General features: G+C 70.8%; 17 protein-coding genes. 9 read left to right on the forward strand and 8 right to left on the reverse strand.

Annotated features, from left to right (window positions below; genetic code table 11):
* Positions 1-36: 36 nt before the first annotated feature.
* Together NBY69_RS27045 and NBY69_RS27050 are read right to left on the reverse strand one after the other, a co-directional pair.
* On the reverse strand, positions 37-1,278 hold the full coding sequence (locus tag NBY69_RS27045; RefSeq protein ID WP_250304297.1) for a hypothetical protein: 1,242 nt from the start codon (positions 1,276-1,278) through the stop codon (positions 37-39).
* Between the two features lie 334 nt (positions 1,279-1,612).
* A complete protein-coding gene (locus NBY69_RS27050; RefSeq protein ID WP_374211346.1) occupies positions 1,613-1,768 on the reverse strand; it encodes a helix-turn-helix domain-containing protein in 156 nt (51 codons plus the stop codon).
* A 365-nt stretch (positions 1,769-2,133) separates the two neighbouring features.
* On the opposite strand from NBY69_RS27050, the gene NBY69_RS37550 reads away from it, so the two are divergent.
* From NBY69_RS37550 to NBY69_RS27085, 7 genes are all read left to right on the forward strand, one after another.
* A complete protein-coding gene (locus NBY69_RS37550; RefSeq protein WP_308409506.1) occupies positions 2,134-2,451 on the forward strand; it encodes a DUF397 domain-containing protein in 318 nt (105 codons plus the stop codon).
* A gap of 118 nt (positions 2,452-2,569) precedes the next feature.
* A complete protein-coding gene (locus NBY69_RS27060) occupies positions 2,570-3,859 on the forward strand; it encodes a helix-turn-helix domain-containing protein (RefSeq protein ID WP_250304298.1) in 1,290 nt (429 codons plus the stop codon).
* Positions 3,860-4,060: 201 nt separating this feature from the next.
* Positions 4,061-4,255: a hypothetical protein gene (locus tag NBY69_RS27065; RefSeq protein WP_250304300.1), complete on the forward strand. Its 195-nt coding sequence runs from the start codon at positions 4,061-4,063 to the stop codon at positions 4,253-4,255.
* 127 nt (positions 4,256-4,382) lie between these two features.
* Positions 4,383-5,357, forward strand: coding sequence for a helix-turn-helix domain-containing protein (locus NBY69_RS27070; RefSeq protein ID WP_250304302.1), 975 nt, complete (start codon positions 4,383-4,385; stop codon positions 5,355-5,357).
* An 86-nt stretch (positions 5,358-5,443) separates the two neighbouring features.
* The gene (locus NBY69_RS27075) at positions 5,444-6,592 is read left to right on the forward strand and encodes a winged helix DNA-binding domain-containing protein (protein WP_250304304.1); all 1,149 of its coding nucleotides are present in this window, start codon (positions 5,444-5,446) and stop codon (positions 6,590-6,592) included.
* 163 nt (positions 6,593-6,755) lie between these two features.
* The gene (locus tag NBY69_RS27080; protein WP_250304306.1) at positions 6,756-7,535 is read left to right on the forward strand and encodes a maleylpyruvate isomerase N-terminal domain-containing protein; all 780 of its coding nucleotides are present in this window, start codon (positions 6,756-6,758) and stop codon (positions 7,533-7,535) included.
* Positions 7,536-7,681: 146 nt separating this feature from the next.
* Positions 7,682-7,843 (forward strand): carbohydrate-binding protein, encoded by a 162-nt coding sequence (locus NBY69_RS27085; protein WP_250304307.1) that lies wholly within the window; start codon positions 7,682-7,684, stop codon positions 7,841-7,843.
* 69 nt (positions 7,844-7,912) lie between these two features.
* Here NBY69_RS27085 and NBY69_RS27090 read toward each other — a convergent pair whose 3' ends face one another.
* From NBY69_RS27090 to NBY69_RS27110, 5 genes are all read right to left on the reverse strand, one after another.
* Complete coding sequence (locus tag NBY69_RS27090; RefSeq protein ID WP_250304309.1) at positions 7,913-8,923, reverse strand: LLM class F420-dependent oxidoreductase; 1,011 nt, start codon at positions 8,921-8,923, stop codon at positions 7,913-7,915.
* A gap of 121 nt (positions 8,924-9,044) precedes the next feature.
* On the reverse strand, positions 9,045-9,926 hold the full coding sequence (locus NBY69_RS27095) for a hypothetical protein (RefSeq protein WP_250304312.1): 882 nt from the start codon (positions 9,924-9,926) through the stop codon (positions 9,045-9,047).
* 111 nt (positions 9,927-10,037) lie between these two features.
* Positions 10,038-11,042 carry an N-acetylmuramoyl-L-alanine amidase gene (locus tag NBY69_RS27100; RefSeq protein WP_250304314.1) on the reverse strand — a complete coding sequence of 335 codons (1,005 nt, stop codon included), beginning with the start codon at positions 11,040-11,042 and terminating at the stop codon, positions 10,038-10,040.
* A 43-nt stretch (positions 11,043-11,085) separates the two neighbouring features.
* Positions 11,086-11,727: a class I SAM-dependent methyltransferase gene (locus NBY69_RS27105; protein WP_250304316.1), complete on the reverse strand. Its 642-nt coding sequence runs from the start codon at positions 11,725-11,727 to the stop codon at positions 11,086-11,088.
* 162 nt (positions 11,728-11,889) lie between these two features.
* Entirely contained in the window at positions 11,890-13,728 is a 1,839-nt protein-coding gene (locus NBY69_RS27110) for an MFS transporter (RefSeq protein WP_250304318.1), read from the reverse strand.
* A 174-nt stretch (positions 13,729-13,902) separates the two neighbouring features.
* Here NBY69_RS27110 and NBY69_RS27115 point away from each other — a divergent pair, with 174 nt between their 5' ends.
* Together NBY69_RS27115 and NBY69_RS27120 are read left to right on the forward strand one after the other, a co-directional pair.
* Positions 13,903-16,008: an acyl-CoA dehydrogenase gene (locus NBY69_RS27115; RefSeq protein ID WP_250304320.1), complete on the forward strand. Its 2,106-nt coding sequence runs from the start codon at positions 13,903-13,905 to the stop codon at positions 16,006-16,008.
* Positions 16,009-16,207: 199 nt separating this feature from the next.
* The gene (locus NBY69_RS27120) at positions 16,208-17,398 is read left to right on the forward strand and encodes a lipid-transfer protein (RefSeq protein ID WP_250304323.1); all 1,191 of its coding nucleotides are present in this window, start codon (positions 16,208-16,210) and stop codon (positions 17,396-17,398) included.
* A gap of 49 nt (positions 17,399-17,447) precedes the next feature.
* On the opposite strand, the gene NBY69_RS27125 is transcribed toward NBY69_RS27120, so the two are convergent.
* Entirely contained in the window at positions 17,448-18,497 is a 1,050-nt protein-coding gene (locus tag NBY69_RS27125; RefSeq protein ID WP_250304324.1) for an Lrp/AsnC family transcriptional regulator, read from the reverse strand.
* Positions 18,498-18,631 lie beyond the last annotated feature (134 nt).

Here is an 18,631-nt window from a genome sequence, read left to right on the forward strand (position 1 = left end):
ACGGCCGACGTGCGCGGCTCCGGGGTGTCGCGTTGGTCAGCTCGTGACCGCCGCCGTCCACCGGGCGCGCTCGTCGATCAGCTCCTTGAAGCGGGTCAGCCCTTCGATCGCCCCGGCGTGCACGACGACGTCACCCTCGCGGGCACCCTCGATCGGGTAGGACTTCCACTCGCCGTTCTCCATCAGTCCCTCGGGGTCGAGGAAGAACACCTTCATGCCGCGGGCACGGGCTCGCGCCTGCACCGCGCGGCGGTCGGCGTGCAGGCCGACGACGAGGATCGCCTTCGCACGCTTATCGAGCGGCACGGGCGGGATCTTCTGGTCGTAGCGGCGCACAAAGCACTCCGGCAACCCGGCACGCGCGGCGAGCAGGTCGAAGTTGTGCTGGATCACCGGGCCGACCAGGTGCCCGGCCTCGTGCAGATCCTTGAGGACGTGATGCGCCGGTGTCGGCCGGGCCTCGAACGCCACCTTGAACATCGCGGTCAACTGCTCGGCCTTCGCGCTCGGGTCGGTCAGCATCTCCTCGATGAGCGTGTCGTCCTGCGGCCGCATGGTGAACTGGTGGGACTGGGTGAGCGTGTTGTCCACCCGCTCGGTGACGCGGTACACCTCGTGCAGGAAGTGGAGCGGCGGCACCCCTGCCTCGATTGACGATCCACAGCCGATCTCGACCATGAACGGCATGTGTTCCAGCAGCTCGGACAGATCCTCAGCGATCGTCGGCTTGCTGCGCTGCTCTTTGACGCGCATCCCACCCGCCAGGACGGTCCAGGGAAGCTGCCGGACGTTGCGCGAGACCTCGAACTCGTCGCTGAGGATCGCGATGTCGACCGAGCGGAACCCGGGCGGGGTGTAGCGGTCGGCGCGCTCGTCCTGCGGGTGCTCGTCGTACGTGGTGACCGTGACGCGCAGGTCGCCCTTCGACCAGGTGGCGTCGTCCTTCTTCCGCCAGCGGCCCTGACCGAGCCACGTGTTGATCCGCGTCAGATACGCCTCGATCTCGGCGGCCGACGCGAGCACCGAGTGGTACAGGTACAGATCCGCGAGCACCAGGCGCGGTACCGGGAAGGTGTAGTCGAGGTCGTACCGGTAGCGGTAGTGCACGATCCGGCGGCGGCCGTGCTCGTCCTCGGTCCAGCCGGACTGCTCAGCGTTCGCCGGTTCCTGGGTCCTGCGCCAGATGCCCTCTTCGATCGCCCGGGGCCTCTCGTGCGCTGTGCTGGCGAAGTGCTTCTCCCAAGTTGCTACCTGGGCATTGTCAAGCTGTTCGATCACGGGATGAGGAAAGAACATCTCGTCCTCCTGCTGGGCGGTGGTGGAATAGCGCGTGCTTCCCGGCTAGGCACGGCTGCATTCCGCTTCAGCGCGGGGAGGCTGTCCGATGTGCGGTCGCGTGACCGCGTCCGGCAGGGAAGTTGGAGCCCGCCCCTCGTCCTGCGCCACATGGTGGGCAGTTCGTTCCCAGCAGCAGGCCGGGGGCGGGGGTCTCGGGAGAGTTGTGGCGGTGACGCTTTCGAGAACACCATGAGAGCGATGGCCATGGTGTTCGGCTAGCGAGACGTGCAAACGCCTTGCAGGATCTGCAAAGGCCCGATGCCCGTGCGGGGCGTCAGCGCGGGAGTCGCGGGCTGTCGCCATGCGGACGGCGCGAGGAGCGCATGTCGCCACCACGCGGTCGGAACGTCACGCCGGAGTCGGCCGGGCGCCGGTGGACGTAGCCGTACGACCATCCCGCCTCCTCCGGGAGGGCACGGATTTGACGCACCAGGCTCGTACTTCTTCCTTAACTCCGCCATGAGGCAGTCCGGTTGATTGGGATTGAGCCGCTTGCGGGCTTCCGGCCAAGCGAAGTCATCAGGCGAGGTGGCCGACTCCGCAGCGACCTTCGCGTGCTCAAGGCATAGGGGCGGCTGGGAGGTGTGGCCCCCCTCGACTCAGTCAGTCGACGTGGCATCGGGCAGGGGAGTAACCAGGAACAGGTTGCCCAGCGGTGTCCGGCTGGCAGGCCGGACACACATCTGGCGCAACAGGCCCTCCATGCAGCCCCGTTGACTAGAAGGATGTACGTCATGTCAGCGGGCACCAACCAGCCCGAGAGATCAGAGAGAAACGGCCCTCGACAAGTCGGATCTGGCCCCTGCCGCAGCCTGGTTCCCATCGCCGTATAGCGGCGCTGGGAACAATTGCGTCGAGGTTGCCGACCTGACTGCGGCGCCCCACGCCGACGTGGGGCGCCGGGACTCCAAGGACCCGAACGATCCTGCTCTGTTTCCTTGCCCCGTCTTCGTTCGAGAGATTCATCTCGGAGGTTCGAGACGGAAGGTTCGACGTCTGAGCCGTCAGACACCCACCGAGGCAGGCCTCCCCACCCTGTCTGGGAGAGACCGGTCCCGGTGTACTTCTGAATCCATCGGCAGCGTACCCGTGCGAGATCGCTCTTTTCCGTGAGTCGGAGGCACGCCGGAGCAGGCCCGATTGCACATCCTGCAAACTGTGGGCACACAGCGCTTCGAAGCCCCTACGTTGGGCGTGCATGCGTGTCGGGTCCTCGTGCGGGAGTAGCCGGATGAACGTGGGTCGCCTCTGGGCATCGGATGAGGCTCGCTCTCACATGGAGGAGCAGAGCCCAGGCGGCCTGATTCGCCTCGGCCGCGTACACCTCCGATGGCGTCTGGAGGACCTCGGCGCCCGCATCGGCTGCTCTGCCGCCACGGTGTCCCGGCTGGAGAGACGCGGCCGGAAGGCCGACTTCGATCTGATCTTGTCCGCCGCCAAGGCTGTGGGCGTGCCCACGCACGTGCTGGCTGCGTCTCTCGGGTTAACTGGCCTCTCAACCATTAGCGTTGTGCCGGATGGGCCACGCTGCGCCGAGGAGGATCCGATGCGTCGCCGAACGCTGCTTGCCGCCGCTGGCCTGGCGGCCCCAGCCTCGCTCTTGGTGGGGATGAACGACGCGCTCGCGAGCCTGCCCGACCCCACAGGTTCTTCTGCTTCCCTCGACGCGCGCCTCGCTCACGCTCGCGGTCTCTTCGACGCCGGTCAGAACACGAAGCTGTTGCGAGCTCTGCCCGGCCTTCTGGCCGACGCGAACGATGCCGCGCGTACGCGCGAGGAGATCGCGCTCGCTCGCCTGTCGGCGGCATACAGTCTCGCCAGCCGGGTCTTGACGAAGGTCGGCGACTACGGGACCTCGCGGCTCGCCGCGGACCGGGCGATGCTGTACGCGGAATGGTCCGGATCCCCGATTGCCTCCGCGGCTGCGGCCCGGGAACTGAGTATTGTGCTCCGCCACCAGGACCAACCGGCCGCCGCCGAGCGGCACATCCTCGACGCGGTCTCCAAGGTGGAGAACACCGGTCTGCGGACAGACGCGCAAGCCTCGGCGTACGCGCAGATGCTGTGCACGACCTCGTACACCGCGGCCCGTGCCGGGGACCGCGACCAGTCGCTCACGATGATCCGGGAAGCTGCGAGGGCCGCCCGAGGCCTGCCGTCCGCCCCTCCTGAGGGGCGTTGGTTCCCCGTCACTCCGGCGGCTGTCGACCTGTACGCCGTCGGGGTTCACTGGGCGTTGGGGGACGCGGGCGCCGCGTTGGAAGCCGGGCGGGACCTGCGCGAAAGCCAGTTCGCGACGGCCGAGCGTAAGGCGCGCATGCACACCGACCTCGGGCGTGCCTGGTGGCAGTGGGGCAAGGCGGAGCAGACAGCCGCCGAGTTGCTGGCCGCGATGCGCGTCTCGCCGGGCGAGATCCGCGACCGGCCCGCGATCCGGAAGATTGTGGACGACCTGCGGTCCCAGCACTCGCGGGTGACGGGCGTGCGCGAACTGGTGGCCGCCACGGGCATGGGAGCGTGAGCGGCAACGCACTGAGCAGGGCCCACGCCCGTGTGTACTGCGTAAGTTTGATCTTTATCTACTCCACGTCCGCCGGGACGGTGCCGGTCTTCGAGGGCCACAACAACCACACCGGGGGAACCTCAGCTGCAACGATGCCGAGAACTGGCAGAACTGCCGCGCAGGCGAGAGGTCGCGGCGCGTGGTGCGCGAGGCGAGGGCATGACGGACTGCCCGATCGGCAAGCACACGTTTCCCTTTGAGGACGACACCGGTGCCTACCGCGAAGTGCACGGAGTAGCCGTGCTGTTCCGGGGCGACCCGATCACGCCGGGCGACCTCGGCAGTAACAACTGCCCGACCTCGGACGTGCGCCCGGCTCGCGCGGGATTCGGCGACCGGCACCGAGAGGGGTAACTGTCCGGCCGAAACCGGGACTTCCGTCGCAAGGCGAGCTACGCTCAGCTACCAACGATGTACGTACAGGTGACCCCGGCGGTGTTCCTAGCACCCCGGGGCCCGACACCGAAGATGGGAACCTTCGATGCGCATTCACCTTAGCGCGCGCACGCGCGCCTTCACTGTGCTGGGCAATGAGGTCCTGCGGGACCGGCGGCTCAGCTTCACTGCTCGCGGCATTCTCGCCTACCTCCTCTCCTTGCCCGACGGGGCGCGGGAGGACGTGAGGACCCTCGCCGACAGGAATCCCGGACTGGGCCGCCGTGGCGTGGCCAACGCCCTCGATGAGCTGGTCGAGTTGGGGTACTACATCCGCCGTACGGTCAAGGACGCGGAGACCGGGCAGGTGCGTACCGAGACGTACCTCTTCGACGCTCCGCAGACTGCAGACGTGCCGCAGGCTGCGGATGCCCCGCTTCCCGCGCCGACGGGAACCGGCACGACGGGAACCGGCACGGCGGGAACCGGCGCGGCGGATGGCGGGAAGGCGGGAGCGTTCCCCTCGGGGGTCCAGAACTCAGGGGTCCAGAACTCAGTGGTTCAGAACCGGGAAGAAGAACCCTCCCTCCCCGCGCCCGTGGCGGCGAGCGCCGGTTCGCCCCCGGAGTCGGCGGAGGCCGTGGGGCGTGGGGCCGCCCTTCTGTCCCGACTGGCCCGTGTGGAGCCGAAGTTGGCGCTGAGCGCCGCTGACGTGGTCGCGCTGGCACCGCTTGTCGTGCCGTGGCTCGAACGTGGGGTCCCGGAGCTGGAGGCCCGTTCCTTGCTGACCGATGGGCTGCCGCCGGTCGTGTTCACCGCGCGCGGCATCCTCGCGGACCGGCTGGTGCGCAAACTGCCCGCGCCACGGGCCCACCGGGACGCCGCCGCACCTGCCCCCGCGCCGCTGGAGTGTGCCGACTGCCGGGATCCGCTGCCGCGTGGTCAACAGGGCGGGATCTGTGCCGGTTGCACCGGAGCCGTACGGTCCGCCGTCAGCCCTGCGCCGCCCGTTTCTGTGGCCGAGCGTGTAGCGGCTCTGCGGGCGACACTCCGCAGCAGGCCCGCTGCCGCTCGCGGGTGAGTCCCCGGGGGCGGAGGTTTCCGTACGACTGGCTTGCGCGGCTTGCGCGGCTTCCGCGCGGCCCGACGGGACGAGAGAATCCCGCCATGGTGATCACCGCACGCGCCCTCAACCGTTCCACGCTCGCCCGGCAGTTGTTGCTCGGCCGGGAGTCGCTCGACGTCGCCGACGGGGTGCGACGGGTGGTCGCCCTGCAGGCACAGCAGCCCGCCTCGCCGTACGTGGCGCTGTGGAACCGGCTCAGCGGCTTCGACCCGGCGGACCTCGACACCGCCGTGGCCGGACTCCAGGCGGTCAAGGCGACGCTGATGCGGATCACGCTGCACCTGGTCCACGCCGAGGACTACCGGGCCTTCCGCGAGGCCGTGGAGCCGACGCTGCGCGGCTCCAGGCTCGGCGACTCCCGGTTCACGGCGTCCGGACTCACCGCCGCCGACGCCGACGCGGTCGTCCCGGATCTGCTGAAGTACGCCGACGGGCCGCGTACCACCGCCGAGGTGCGGGACTGGCTCGCCGAGCGGCTGGGCGTGCCGATAGAGCCGGTGACCTGGCGGATGCTGCGGCAGTACGCACCGCTGTGGCACGCCCCGGTCGGCGGGCCCTGGTCGTTCGACAACCAGCAGTCGTACCTCGCGGCTGCCACCCGGCCGGTGCTGGCGGATCCCGACGCCGCCGCCGGGGGGCTGCAGACCCTGATCCGCCGCTACCTGGAGGGCTTCGGGCCCGCGTCGGTGGCGGACATGGCGCAGTTCGCGCTGGTCCAGAAGGCCCGGGTCAGGGCGGCGGTGCAGGCCCTCGACACCGACCTCGAACAACTGGAAGGTGCCGACGGCACGGTGCTGTACGACGTCCCCGGTGCGCCACGGCCGGCCGAGGACACCCCGGCCCCACCCCGGCTCATGGCGATGTGGGACAGCATCCTGCTCGCCTACGCCGACCGCAGCCGCGTCATCCCGCCCGAGTACCGCAAGCAGGTGACCCGCATCAACGGCGACGTGCTGCCCACCCTGCTGGTCGACGGCTACGTCGCCGGTGTCTGGCGTCCCGTGGAGGGAGGGATCGAGGCCAGTGCCTTCCACCCGCTCCCGGAGGAGGTCTGGCAGGGGCTGGCGGCAGAGGCCGAGTCGCTCACGGGGCTCCTCGCCGACCGTGACCCCAGGGCCTACGGCCGCTACGACCACTGGTGGAGGAAGGGGATGCCCGCCGCCGAAACCCGCCTGCTGCCCGGTGGTTGAGCCCGACGCTCTCCGTTGCGCCCGCGACCGAGCCGGGCGTCTTCGACTGAGCCGGGCGCCCTTGACCGGGCCGTTGCGCCCTTGACCGAGCCGTTGTGTCCTTCTCCGGGATCGGCCGGAAATTCGCCGGATTTCTCGGTACCTGTGTGTTTACAGTGCGGCCATGACGCTTCTGGATCACGACCGATACTGTGACGAACTCGTCCGGGAGACCGCCCTGTTGAGGGCCGTACTCACGGACGCCGACCTGACGGCGACGGTGCCGACCTGCCCCGAGTGGAGTCTGGGGGAACTGGTCCGCCATGTGGGCCGCGCGCATCGCTGGGCCGAGGTCATCGTACGGACGAAGGCCTCGGAGGTGGTCCCGGACGATCAGGTGCCGGACTCCGCGGGGCCGGGGGACACCGAACCGGCCGCCCTGGGCGCGTGGTTGGCCGCGGGGGCGGAGCGGCTCGTGGCGACCCTGCGTGCGGCGGGACCCGATGTCGAGGTGTGGAGCTGGGCCGGGGAGCAGCACTCAGGGTTCTGGGCGCGGCGGATGGTGCACGAGACGGTGATCCACCGGGCGGACGCGGCACTGGCGGCCGGGGTGGCGTTCGAGGTCGACGCAGAGGTGGCGGGGGACACCATCGAGGAGTGGCTGGAGATCGTCGCCTTTGCCGCGGCTTCCGGGGACCCGCACGCGGTGGAGCTGCGGGGCGCCGGGCGCTCCCTCCATCTGCATGCCACGGACGTGCCGGACGCGGAGTGGCTGATCGAACTGACCGAGGACGGATTCGAGTGGCGGCGGGCGCACGAGAAGGCGACGGTGGCGGTCCGGGGGCCGCTGGCGGACGTGCTGCTGGTCTTCTACCGGCGCCTTCCGGCCGACAGCGATCGGGTGGAGGTGCTGGGGGACACCGAGCTGCTGGACTTCTGGCTGGAGCGGGCGTCGTTCGGCTGAGGCCTTCGAGGCCCCTCAGGGCTCCGATGCCGCTGCGGTCTCTGGCGCCTTTGCGGCCTCGGAGGCCTCCGGCCGGTCCGGCGGGCGCGCCGTGGGATGATCCGGCAGGGCGGCAGCGAGCCGACCTGATCGAAGGGCAACATCACATGGCAGCGGGATTCTCGGCGTGGAAAGTCAACCGGCAGTACGCGGTGAACGACCGCGCGGCCTATCTGGGCAAGCAGTACCGCTGCCTGGTCGCCCACACCTCGAATTCCGCGAGCAATCCGAAGACCGCCGTGAAGATGTGGCGGAAGGACACCGACTGACCGGCCGAGCCCCGGTGTCCGTACGGCTGCCGGTGCGCCGGTGACATGATTCCCGGCGCACCGTGCGGCCTACGCGTTCAGCTCGGCCAGCACCCGCAGTGTCTGCGGATCAGGGGCCGTCACCAGCAGGTCGGTCACCGCGCCCGCCCGCCACAGCTCCAGCCGTTCCGCGATCCGCCCGCGCGGTCCCACCAGTGAGATCTCGTCCGCGAAGGCGTCCGGCACCGCCAGCACCGCCTCCTCCTTACGTCCGGCCAGGAACAGCTCCTGGATGCGGTGGGCCTCGGCCTCGTAGCCCATCCTCGCCATCAGGTCCGCGTGGAAGTTGCGCGCCGCGTGGCCCATGCCCCCGATGTAGAAGCCGAGCATCGCCTTCACCGGCAGCAGCCCCTGCGCCACGTCGTCGCAGACCTGGGCGCGGGCCATCGGCGCGATCATGAAGTTCTCGGGGAGCCCGGCGAGGGACGCCTCGTAGACGTCGGTGCGGGTCGGGGACCAGTACAGGGGGAGCCAGCCGTCCGCGATGCGGGTGGTCTGGGCGATGTTCTTGGGGCCCTCGGCGCCCAGCAGTACCGGGAGATCGGCCCGCAGCGGGTGGGTGATCGGCTTGAGCGGTTTGCCGATGCCCGTGCCGTCCTCGCCCCGGTACGGATGCGCGTGGAAGCGGCCGTCCAGCTCGACGGGGCCTTCGCGCCTGAGGACCTGGCGGATGACGTCGACGTACTCCCGGGTGGCCGTGAGCGGACTCCGGGGGAAGGGGCGGCCGTACCAGCCCTCCACCACCTGGGGGCCGGACAGGCCCAGGCCGAGCATCATCCGGCCGCCGGAGAGGTGGTCCAGGGTGAGGGCCTGCATCGCCGTCGCGGTCGGGGTACGGGCCGCCATCTGCGCGATGGCCGTGCCCAGCCGGATACGGGAGGTGTGCGCCGCGATCCAGGTCAGCGGGGTGAAGGCGTCAGAGCCCCAGGCCTCGGCCGTCCAGACCGAGTCGTAGCCCAACCGCTCGGCCTCCTGGGCCAGTTCGAGATGTCCGGGGGTGGGGCCGCGGCCCCAGTAGCCGAGAGTGAGCCCTAGGCGCATGGTGAAGTCCTCCCGGCTGTCACGATTCTGACGGAGCGTCAGGTCAATGTGTCAGGCGACTGTAAAGGCAACGGCCCCCCGCCCGGAAGGGGGCGGGGGGCCGTGGGACGACGGAGCGGGATCAGCCGCGCTGGATGCCCGTCGTGTCCTGCAGGACGCCACGACGGCCGTCCTGCGTCTGCGCGATCAGACCGGAACCGCGCTGCTCGACCGCGAGGTACCAGGTGCCCGGCGCCAGTTCGGCGATGGGCGTCGGCGAACCGTCCTCCGCGTACAGCGGGCGGGCGACCGGAACCGCGAACCAGAACGGTGCGAAGTCCCCGGCCGGGGTGGCACCGCCCGAAGCGGGCTGCGCCTGGGCCTGCTGGGTGGCCGGCGGCTGCGACGCCTGCGGCTGACCGGGCTGACCCGGCTGGCCGCCGAACGACTGCGGCTGCCCCGGCTGCGGCTGCCCCGGCTGCGGCTGGACACCGTACGGCTGGGCCTGCGGGCCGCCCGGGTAGCCGTAGCCCTGACCGGGCACACCGGCCTGCGCGCCGTACGGCGACGGCGCGACCGGCGGATGCGGAGTGCTCATCAGCGGGGACTTGAGCGCCGGGAGGAGCGGAGTGGCGACCGCGGCGGCTGCGAGCACCAGGGAGGCGATGAACCCGAGGACCAGGCCCGCCCCGCGGCTCGACGAGTCGACCAGGCCCCAGAAGCTCGTCCACGCGGCGAAGATGCTGAACGCGACGCCGAACTGGCCCATCTCCAGCCCGGCGACCTTACGGGGCTGCGGCAGCGCGCGCGCCACGATGATCAGCACCGCCCCGATGACTCCGGCCAGGTAGATGCTCATCAGTACCCCGAGCGAATCCCAGGCGCTGGGGTTGCTGAGGTTGGCGCAGTAAGTGCCACTGCACTGGCGGCCGTACGAGGTGAGGTCGAGGAACGAGGCGATGAACAGCACCACCGCTGCTCCGATCACCACGCCGTCGCCTCGACTGAGGGAGCGGATGTTCACGTAAAAATCCTTCGTAGGTGGGCTCGTCGGGGCGGCGCGGAGCTCGGGGGTGGCTCCCCATCGTAGGAGTGAATCTATCGTCTGTTCCGGCGGGTCGTGTGGCGGGTCTCGTCACTCCGCGTGGAGAAAGCTGCTGATGCCGTCCGCGATCCCCTGCGCGGCCTTCTGGCGCCAACTTCCGTTCGTGAGCAGAGTGGCATCCTTCGGGTCACGCATATTGCCGCATTCGATGAACACTTTGGGCACGGTTGACAGATTGAGTCCGCCGAGATCGCCTCGGGTGTCCAACCCGGTACCGCCACCGATGTAGTTGGAGGGCGCGCTTCCGGTGTCGCGCACGAAGTTCCCCGCGATACGGGTGCCGAGGTCACGGGACGGGGCGACGATCCCCTTGGTGTGCGCGGTACCGGACTGCACCAGCGCCGGGAGGATCACGTGGAAGCCGCGGTTGCCGACCGCCGAGCCGTCGGCATGCACGGAGACGGCGGCGTCGGCATGCGCCTTGTTGCCGATGTCGGCGCGCTCCGTCACGCAGGGGCCGAACGCGCGGTCGCCGTCCTGCGTGAACGTGACCCGTGCGCCCTGTTCTTCGAGCAGGGCGCGCAGCCGGTGCGAGACATCGAGGGTGAACTTGGCTTCGGCGTAACCGCCGTTGGTCGAGGTGCCCGTGGTGTCGCATTCCGTGGTGCCGTTACCGATGTTCACCCGGCGGTTGATCTCGGCCGAGTGCTGGTAGTTGTTCGGGTTGTGTCCGGGGTCGATCACGACGACCTTGCCGGCGAGCGGTCCGCTGCCCGCGGGCTTGTCGTCATCGGAGCCGGAGCCGGAGCCGGAGCCGGAGCCGGAGCCGGAGTTGGAGTGCGTGGGCTTCGGTGCTTTCGGGGTGCTTCCGGCCGTCCGGCCGGGGGAGGCACTCGGTGCGTGCGTGGCCTCCGCCGACGAACGGCTCGGCTGCGGCACGACCTTCGCCGCAGCTTCGTCCCCGGGGCCGTTCGTGGTGTGCCACACCAGCCATCCGGCCAGACAGGCCACGAGTGCGGTGCCCGCGATCACCCAGGGAGATTTATGGAGGCGGCGCGGGGCCGAGGACTGGAGGTCGTCATCGTCGTACAGCACGGCGCGAGCCTATCCGGCCTGTCCGTCGGGCCTGTCCGGATGCTCAGATCCCCGTACCCGTGCGGCGCAGCACCCGCAGGGAGTCGGTCGCCGAGACCTCGGTGAACGCGCCGGACGCGAGGGCCCTGAGGTACACGCGGTACGGAGCCTGGCCGCCGTCGGCCGGGTCGGGGAACACGTCGTGGATGAGCAGCAGGCCGCCGTCCGCGAGGTGCGGGGCCCAGCCCTCGTAGTCGCCGCTCGCATGGGCGTCGGTGTGGCCGCCGTCTATGAAGACCAGACCGAGCGGGCCGCCCCAGGCGCTCGCGACCTGCGGGGAGCGGCCGACGATCGCGATCACGTGGTCTTCGAGTCCGGCCCGGTGCAGGGTGCGGCGGAAGGTCGGGAGCGTGTCCATCACACCGACCTCGGGATCGACGACCGTCGGGTCGTGGTACTCCCAGCCGGGCTGCTGCTCCTCGCTGCCGCGGTGGTGGTCGACGGTGATCGCGGTCACCGATCCGGCGCGGGCCGCGTCGGCGAGGAGCAGGGTGGAACGTCCGCAGTAGGTGCCGACCTCCAGGAGGGGCAGGCCCAGCGAGGCGGCCTCGGCGGCTGCCTCGTACAGGGCGAGACCTTCGCGTACCGGCATGAATCCCTTGGCGGCCTCGAACGCGGCCAGGGTCTCTGGCGTGGGGGCGGCCATGGGGTCCTCCTGGAGGGGGCGGCGGGTCGGGTCGGCCCATGGTAGTGGGGCGTGGATTCCGGCTCTACGCGGGAACCCCTCCCCGTCGCCTACGGATCACACCTCACGCGTACCGATCACACCTCGCGCCTACGGATCACGCGTCCCGTACGGATCACGCTGTCAGTGCGTCACGCCCGCCGGGACCGTGGCCCCCAGTCGGAGGTCCACCGCCACCAGTTCGTCCACGCTCGTGTACGAGACCGGGGTGGCCAGCGGCGGAAGACCCGCCGCGGTGACGGCCAGGATGTACGTGCCCGCCGACCGCGCGGCCAGCGCGAAGTCGCCCGCCGTGTCCGCGACCGTGATGCCCGCCTGCCGCCCGCGGTGGTCGATCAGGGTGACCGTGGCACGCGGAACCGGAGCGCCTTCGGCGTCCAGGACCCGGCCGCGGAAGCCGCGGAAACCGGTGAAGTCGGTGGAGCCGGTGAGGCCCGCGGCGGTGGCCGGTGCGGCGGTCTCGTCGCCGACGGCGACCGGCCGGGACAGCGTGGCCGTCCGCTTGCGCGAGGGCAGGAACACCGCGAGCACCAGACCGATGAGCACCGCACCGGTGGCGATCATGAACGAGGTACGGAAGCCGTTCATGCTCGGTACCGAGACCGGGCCCATGGCCACCGAGGTGTGCGCGAGCACCATGCCGATCACCGCGCTCGACACCGAGGTGCCGATCGACCGCATCAGCGTGTTCAGGCCGTTGGCCGCGCCCGTCTCGGACGGGTCCACGGCGCCGATGATCAGGGCCGGGAGCGAGGAGTACGCGAGACCGATGCCCGCGCCGACGACGACCGAGACGATGATGGTCTGCCACGGCGCGCTCATCAGGGCGAGCCCCGCCCCGTAACCGATCGCGATGATCAGCATGCCGATCATCAGCGAGACCTTGGGGCCGTACTTCGCGGCGATCCTGGCGTAGAGCGGCGCGGTGAACATCATGGTGATGCCGAGCGGAGCCACGCACAGACCCGCGACGACCATCGACTGGCCCAGGCCGTAACCGGTGGACTTCGGCAGCTGGAGCAGCTGCGGCAGGACCAGCGAGATCGCGTAGAACGCGACACCGACCATGATCGAAGTCAGGTTGGTGAGCAGTACCTCGCGGCGGGCGGTGGTGCGCAGATCGACCAGCGGGGCGGCCATCCGCAGCTCCATCACACCCCACAGCAGCAGGATGGCGAGCGCTCCGGCGAAGAGCCCGAGGGTGGTGCCGGAGGTCCAGCCCCAGTCGGAGCCCTTGGTGATCGGCAGCAGCAGGCAGACCAGACCGGCGGAGAGGCCGAGTGCGCCGAGGAGGTCGAAGCTGCCCTCGGCGCGGGTCTCGGACTCCGGTACGAAGAGCACGGTGAGCAGCATCGAGACGACACCGAGACCGGCGGCGCCGAAGAACAGGGCGTGCCAGTCGGCGTGCTGGGCCACCAGGGAAGCGGCGGGCAGGGCGAGCCCGCCGCCGACGCCGATGGACGAGCTCATCAGTGCCATGGCCGAGCCGAGCTTCTCGCGGGGCAGTTCGTCGCGCATGATGCCGATGCCGAGCGGGATGGCTCCCATCGCGAAGCCCTGGAGCGCACGGCCGACGATCATGATCAGCAAGTTGTCGGTGAATCCGCAGATCAGCGAGCCGACGACCATGACGGCAAGGCTGGCGAGCAGCATCCGCCGCTTGCCGTTGAGGTCGCCGAGTCTGCCCATGATCGGGGTGGATATCGCGCCCGCGAGGAGCGTGGCCGTCAGGACCCAGGTGGCGTTCGACGGGGCCGTGCCGAGCAGGGTCGGCAGGTCCTTGATGACCGGGACGAGCAGCGTCTGCATGACCGCGACGACGATGCCCGCGAAGGCGAGGACGGGGACGATGCCGCCCCGGCCACGGGGGGTGCGCGCTTCCTCGGTGGTGATCCCGGGGATGGAATTCCCCGTGCTCGAACTGAGTTGAGTGCTATGGGCGGAATGTCCGGCCTGTGCCATTCGCGAAGCCTCCGGAGGCGTAAGTGGGTGCATCATGAAAGCTTCCGGAGGGGTCCGGGTATTCCGGTAAACGCCATATAAGTACGGCGTGATCTGTATCACCCGCCGCGGCCTCGGTATTCGACTCGTATCTGACCTTCCGTCAGATTGGAACGTGTTCTAGTCTGCCTGCGCATGGGCATCGGAATCACGCAGGAACAACGGGAGTTGGCCGACGCGGTACGGGGCCTGCTGGCCCGCGAGGCACCGGCCGAAGAGGTACGCAAACTGCTCGACGCGCCACCCGGCACCCCGGGGCGCCCCGCCTACTGGGACGCTCTCGCCGGGCAGGGCCTCCTCGGGGCGCATCTGCCCGAGGAGTACGGAGGTGGGGGCGGCGGGCTGCCGGACCTGGCCGTCGTCCTGGAGGAGGCGGGCCGGGCGGCGCTGCCCGGCCCGTATCTGCCCACCGTGCTGGCCTCCGCCGTACTGCACCGGGCGGGCCGCCCCGACCTCGCCGCGCCGCTCGCGGACGGCCGGTGGACCGGCGCGGTGGCGCCCGGCGCGGAGGGCGACCCCGTGCTCGGCGGCGCGGAGGCCGATCTGGTCGTGCTGCGGTACGGCGGCGGATGGGCCGCTGTCGACGCCGCCGCGCTGGACATACAGGTCCAGCAGGGCGTGGACCCCACCCGGCCGACCGCCGGGGTGCGGGTGCGCGACGCCGTACCCGCCGACCGGATGCTGGCGATCGACGACACCCTGGTGACGGACCTGGCGGCCGTACTGTTCGCCGCCGAAGCCTGCGGCACGGCGGCCTGGGCGCTGCACACCGCCACCGAACACGCCAAGGTGCGCGAGCAGTTCGGCCGCCCCATCGGGCAGTTCCAGGCGGTCAAGCACCTCTGCGCCGACATGCTGCTGCGCGTCGAACAGGCGAGGGCGCTCACCTGGGACGCGGCCCGCGCCGTCGACGACCGCCCCGAGGTGCGCGGCCTCGTCGCCGCGCTGGCCGCCGGGGCCGCGCTGGACGCCGCGTACAGCTGCGCCAAGGACTGCATCCAGATCCTCGGCGGAATCGGCTTCACCTGGGAGCACGACGCCCACATCCACCTCCGACGGGCCCTGGTGGCACGGCAGTTGCTGGGTGCCGGGGACGCGCACCGGGCGCGGGCCGTCCGGCTGGCGGCGGCCGGTGCACGCCGCGAACTGCGGCTGGAACTCCCGGCCGAGGCCGAGCCGTACCGCGAACAGGCCCGCACGGCCGTCGAGAGCGCCCGCGGCCTCGACCCGGCCGCCGCCCGCCGCGCCCTCGCACCCACCGGCTATGCGGCGCCGCACCTGGCCGAGCCGTACGGGCTGGGCGCCGGACCCGTACAACAGCTCGCCGTACAGCAGGAGTTGAAGGCGGCCGGGGTCAAGCTGAGTGACCTCGGCATCGCCACCTGGGTGGTGCCCTCGCTGCTCGCCCACGGGACACCGGAGCAGCAGGAGCGCTACCTCGCCCCGACCCTGCGCGGCGACCTGCTCTGGTGCCAGCTCTTCTCGGAGCCCGGCGCCGGGTCGGACCTGGCCTCGCTGCGGACCCGCGCGGAGCGGGTGGAGGGCGGCGGCTGGCGGATCAACGGCCAGAAGGTCTGGACCTCGGCGGCGCAGTGGGCCGACTACGGGATCCTGCTCGCCCGTACGAACCCGGAGGCGCCCAAGCACCGGGGGCTCACCTACTTCCTGGTCGACATGAAGCGGGCCTCCGGGATCGATATCCGGCCGCTCAGGGAGATCACCGGGGACGCGCTCTTCAACGAGGTGTACTTCGACGACGTCCTGCTGCCCGACGACGCGGTGGTCGGCGAGGTGGACGACGGGTGGAAGGTGGCCCGCAACACGCTCGGCAACGAACGCGTGCACATGGCCGACCAGTTGACCTTCAGTACGGGTGTCGAAGCACTGATCGCCCGGTCCGCCACGCTGGACGGCGCGACCGTCGCCCGCATCGGCCTGCTCGCCGCCGAGGCCCATGCCCTGGCCTGCATCGGCCTGCGGACCACTCTGCAACAGGTCTCCGGCCTGGAACCCGGCGCGGGCGCCTCGTTGCGGAAACTGGTGCAGACCCCGCACCAGCAGAAGGTCGCCGAACTCGCCCTGGAACTGCTGGGACCCGCGGGCGCGGTGGGCGAAGGACCGGCGGAGCGGGCCGTCCACGGCTTCCTGATGTCACGGTGCCTGACCATCGCGGGCGGGACCACGCAGGTACAGCTCAACGTGGTCGCGGAGCGGCTGCTCGGGCTGCCGCGCGATCCGTGAGACCGGGCGGGGGAGCGGCGCGCGGGGCAGAGGGTGCTGGGGGGTGCTGCCTCGCGCGGCGGGATGCGAAGTGGGTCGCGTACATCAGCGACGCCGAGGACTTCTCCCCCTTCCGTTGGCCGCCTCCCGCTGCCAGTATCGAAGTATCTGACGATCCGTCAGTTAACTGGATGGTGGCAGCGGACCGGGAGGCGGAACCATGAAGGCGTACATCGTCGGCGTCGGGATGACCAAGTTCGAGAAGCCGGAGAGCCGTGACTGGCAGTACTGGGACATGGCGAAGGAAGCGGGCACCCAGGCGCTCGCCGACGCGGGTGTCGACTACGGGCAGGTGGAGCAGGTCCCCGTCGGCTACTGCTTCCAGGCGTCCACCGCCGGGCAGCGGGCCGCGTACGAACTCGGGCTGACCGGGGTGCCCGTCTACAACGTCAACAACAACTGCGCCACCGGGTCCACCGCCCTCATGATGGCGCGGCAGTTCGTCGAGGGCGGTGTCAGCGACTGCGTGCTCGCCCTCGGCTTCGAGAAGATGAAGAAGGGGGCGCTGGGCGGCGGTTCCGACGGGGGCGACTTCAAGACCTCGCCCGTGGCCCGGCACTACGGGATCATGGCCGCCGGGCACGGCTTCGAGATGTCCCCGCCGACCGCGCAGATCTTCGGCAACGCGGCCCGGGAGCACATGGAGCGGTACGGGACCACGGCGGCCCAGCTCGCCGCCGTCGGCGCCAAGAACCACCGGCACTCGGCGGAGAACCCGCGCGCCCAGTTCCAGGACGTCTACACGGTCGACGAGATACTCGCCGCCAAGACCATCCACCGGCCGCTCACCAAACTCCAGTGCTCGCCGACCTCGGACGGGTCGGCCGCGGCCGTCGTCGTGTCGGAGCGGTTCGTCGTCGAACACGGGCTGCACGACAAGGCGGTGGAGATCGCGGGCCAGGCGATGACGACCGACACCGAGGAGAGCTTCGCCTCCGGGTCGTGCATCGATGCGGTGGGCAGGCCGATGTCGCGGGCGGCGGCGCGCCAGGTGTACGAGCGGTCCGGGCTCGGCATCGAGGACGTGGACGTCGTCGAACTGCACGACTGCTTCTCGGTCAACGAGCTGCTGACGTACGAGGCGCTGGGGATGTGCCCGGACGGCGAGTCCGGCAAGCTCGTGGAGAGCGGGGCGACGACGTACGGCGGCCGGTGGGTGGTCAACCCCTCGGGCGGTCTGATCTCCAAGGGCCACCCGCTGGGCGCGACCGGCCTCGCACAGGCCGCGGAGCTGGTGTGGCAGCTGCGCGGGGAGGCGGGCGCCCGGCAGGTCTCCGGGGCGCGGGTGGGCCTCGCGCACAACATCGGGCTGGGCGGGGCGGCCGTGGTGACGATGCTGCGGCGGGGGTGACCGGGCGGCGGGCACCGAGGGTCCCTGGCCATGATCCGTCGGTCAGGCCCTACGGCTGTCCGCCGGGCTGTCCACCGGGCCGTTCCCCTGGCCGCTTGCCCGGCCGTTCGCTCCGACTGCCCTCCGACCGACCCCGGTTGCGGGCCACCGCGCCCGCCCGTTTGAGGGTGCGGATCACCGGGGCGGTCTCGACCGTGTCGACGCCCGGAAGCGCCCCGATGCGGTCGGAGAGGTACGCGTAGAGGTGCTCGTCGTCCGGGCATAGGACGTTGACGAGCAGGTTGGTCCGCCCGGTGGTGGCCGCCGCGTACGCCACCTCGGGGTGACCGGCCAGCGCGGCGCCCGCGGCGGCGAGCTGCGCCGGGCGTACCGCCATCCACATCGCGGTGGCCGCCGGGCTGCCCAGCGCGCTCTCGTCGATGTCCAGGTCGAAGAAGAGCGCCCCGGCCGTGCGCAGTTGGGCGATGCGGCGGCGCACCGTCGACTCGTGGCAGCCGGCCTCGGCGGCCAGCTGGGCGTGCGGCGTACGGCCGTCCCGGGTCAGCGCGGTGAGCAGGATCTGGTCCAGATCCGTGAGCTCCACCGGAGGCGCCTGGGCTTCGGGCGGCGGGTACGCGGGGGCGAGGGCGTCCCGCTGCTGCCGGCTCAGTGCGGAGGTGGGGCCGTCCCAGGTGGTCGGGCCGCCCTTGAACAGCCTCAGCATGCGGTGCGCCGTGATCGAGGTGACCCGGCGGCTCGCCGGGATCCGGTCCATCAGCAGCGCGTCCCGGTCCCGGTCGCCGTGCACCGCGAGGTGACAGATGATCTCGGTCCCGCCGGAGGCGAGCTGGACCCACCGGGTGTCGTCCCGCTCGGCCAGCGCACGGGCCAGACCGAGCGAGGCGCTGGGGACGCACTGGAGGCGCAGCGCCCACACCGTCTGCCCGACGGGCCGGGGGTTGAGCCGCCCCACCACCCGGAGCCCGGCCGTCTCGCGGAGCCGGGCGTAGCGGCGGGCGACCAGTTGGTCGGAGACCTCCAGTACCGAGGCGATCCGGCGCAGCGGTGCGCGTCCGTCGATTCTGAGTGCGTGAATGAGCTGCAGATCGATGGATTCCATGCATCCCGACTCTATCTCGCGTGAAAACCGGCATTCGCTTCCCGACTCGTTGCCCCCGGCCGGGGCCGGTCCGGATCCTCGCGGTGGAAGAGGAGGACGGGAGCACCCGGGTACACCGCCCGGCTCCCGACGGC

The sequence above is a fragment of the Streptomyces sp. A 4/2 genome (assembly GCF_940670765.1).
In the GTDB taxonomy this organism is placed as follows: domain Bacteria; phylum Actinomycetota; class Actinomycetes; order Streptomycetales; family Streptomycetaceae; genus Streptomyces.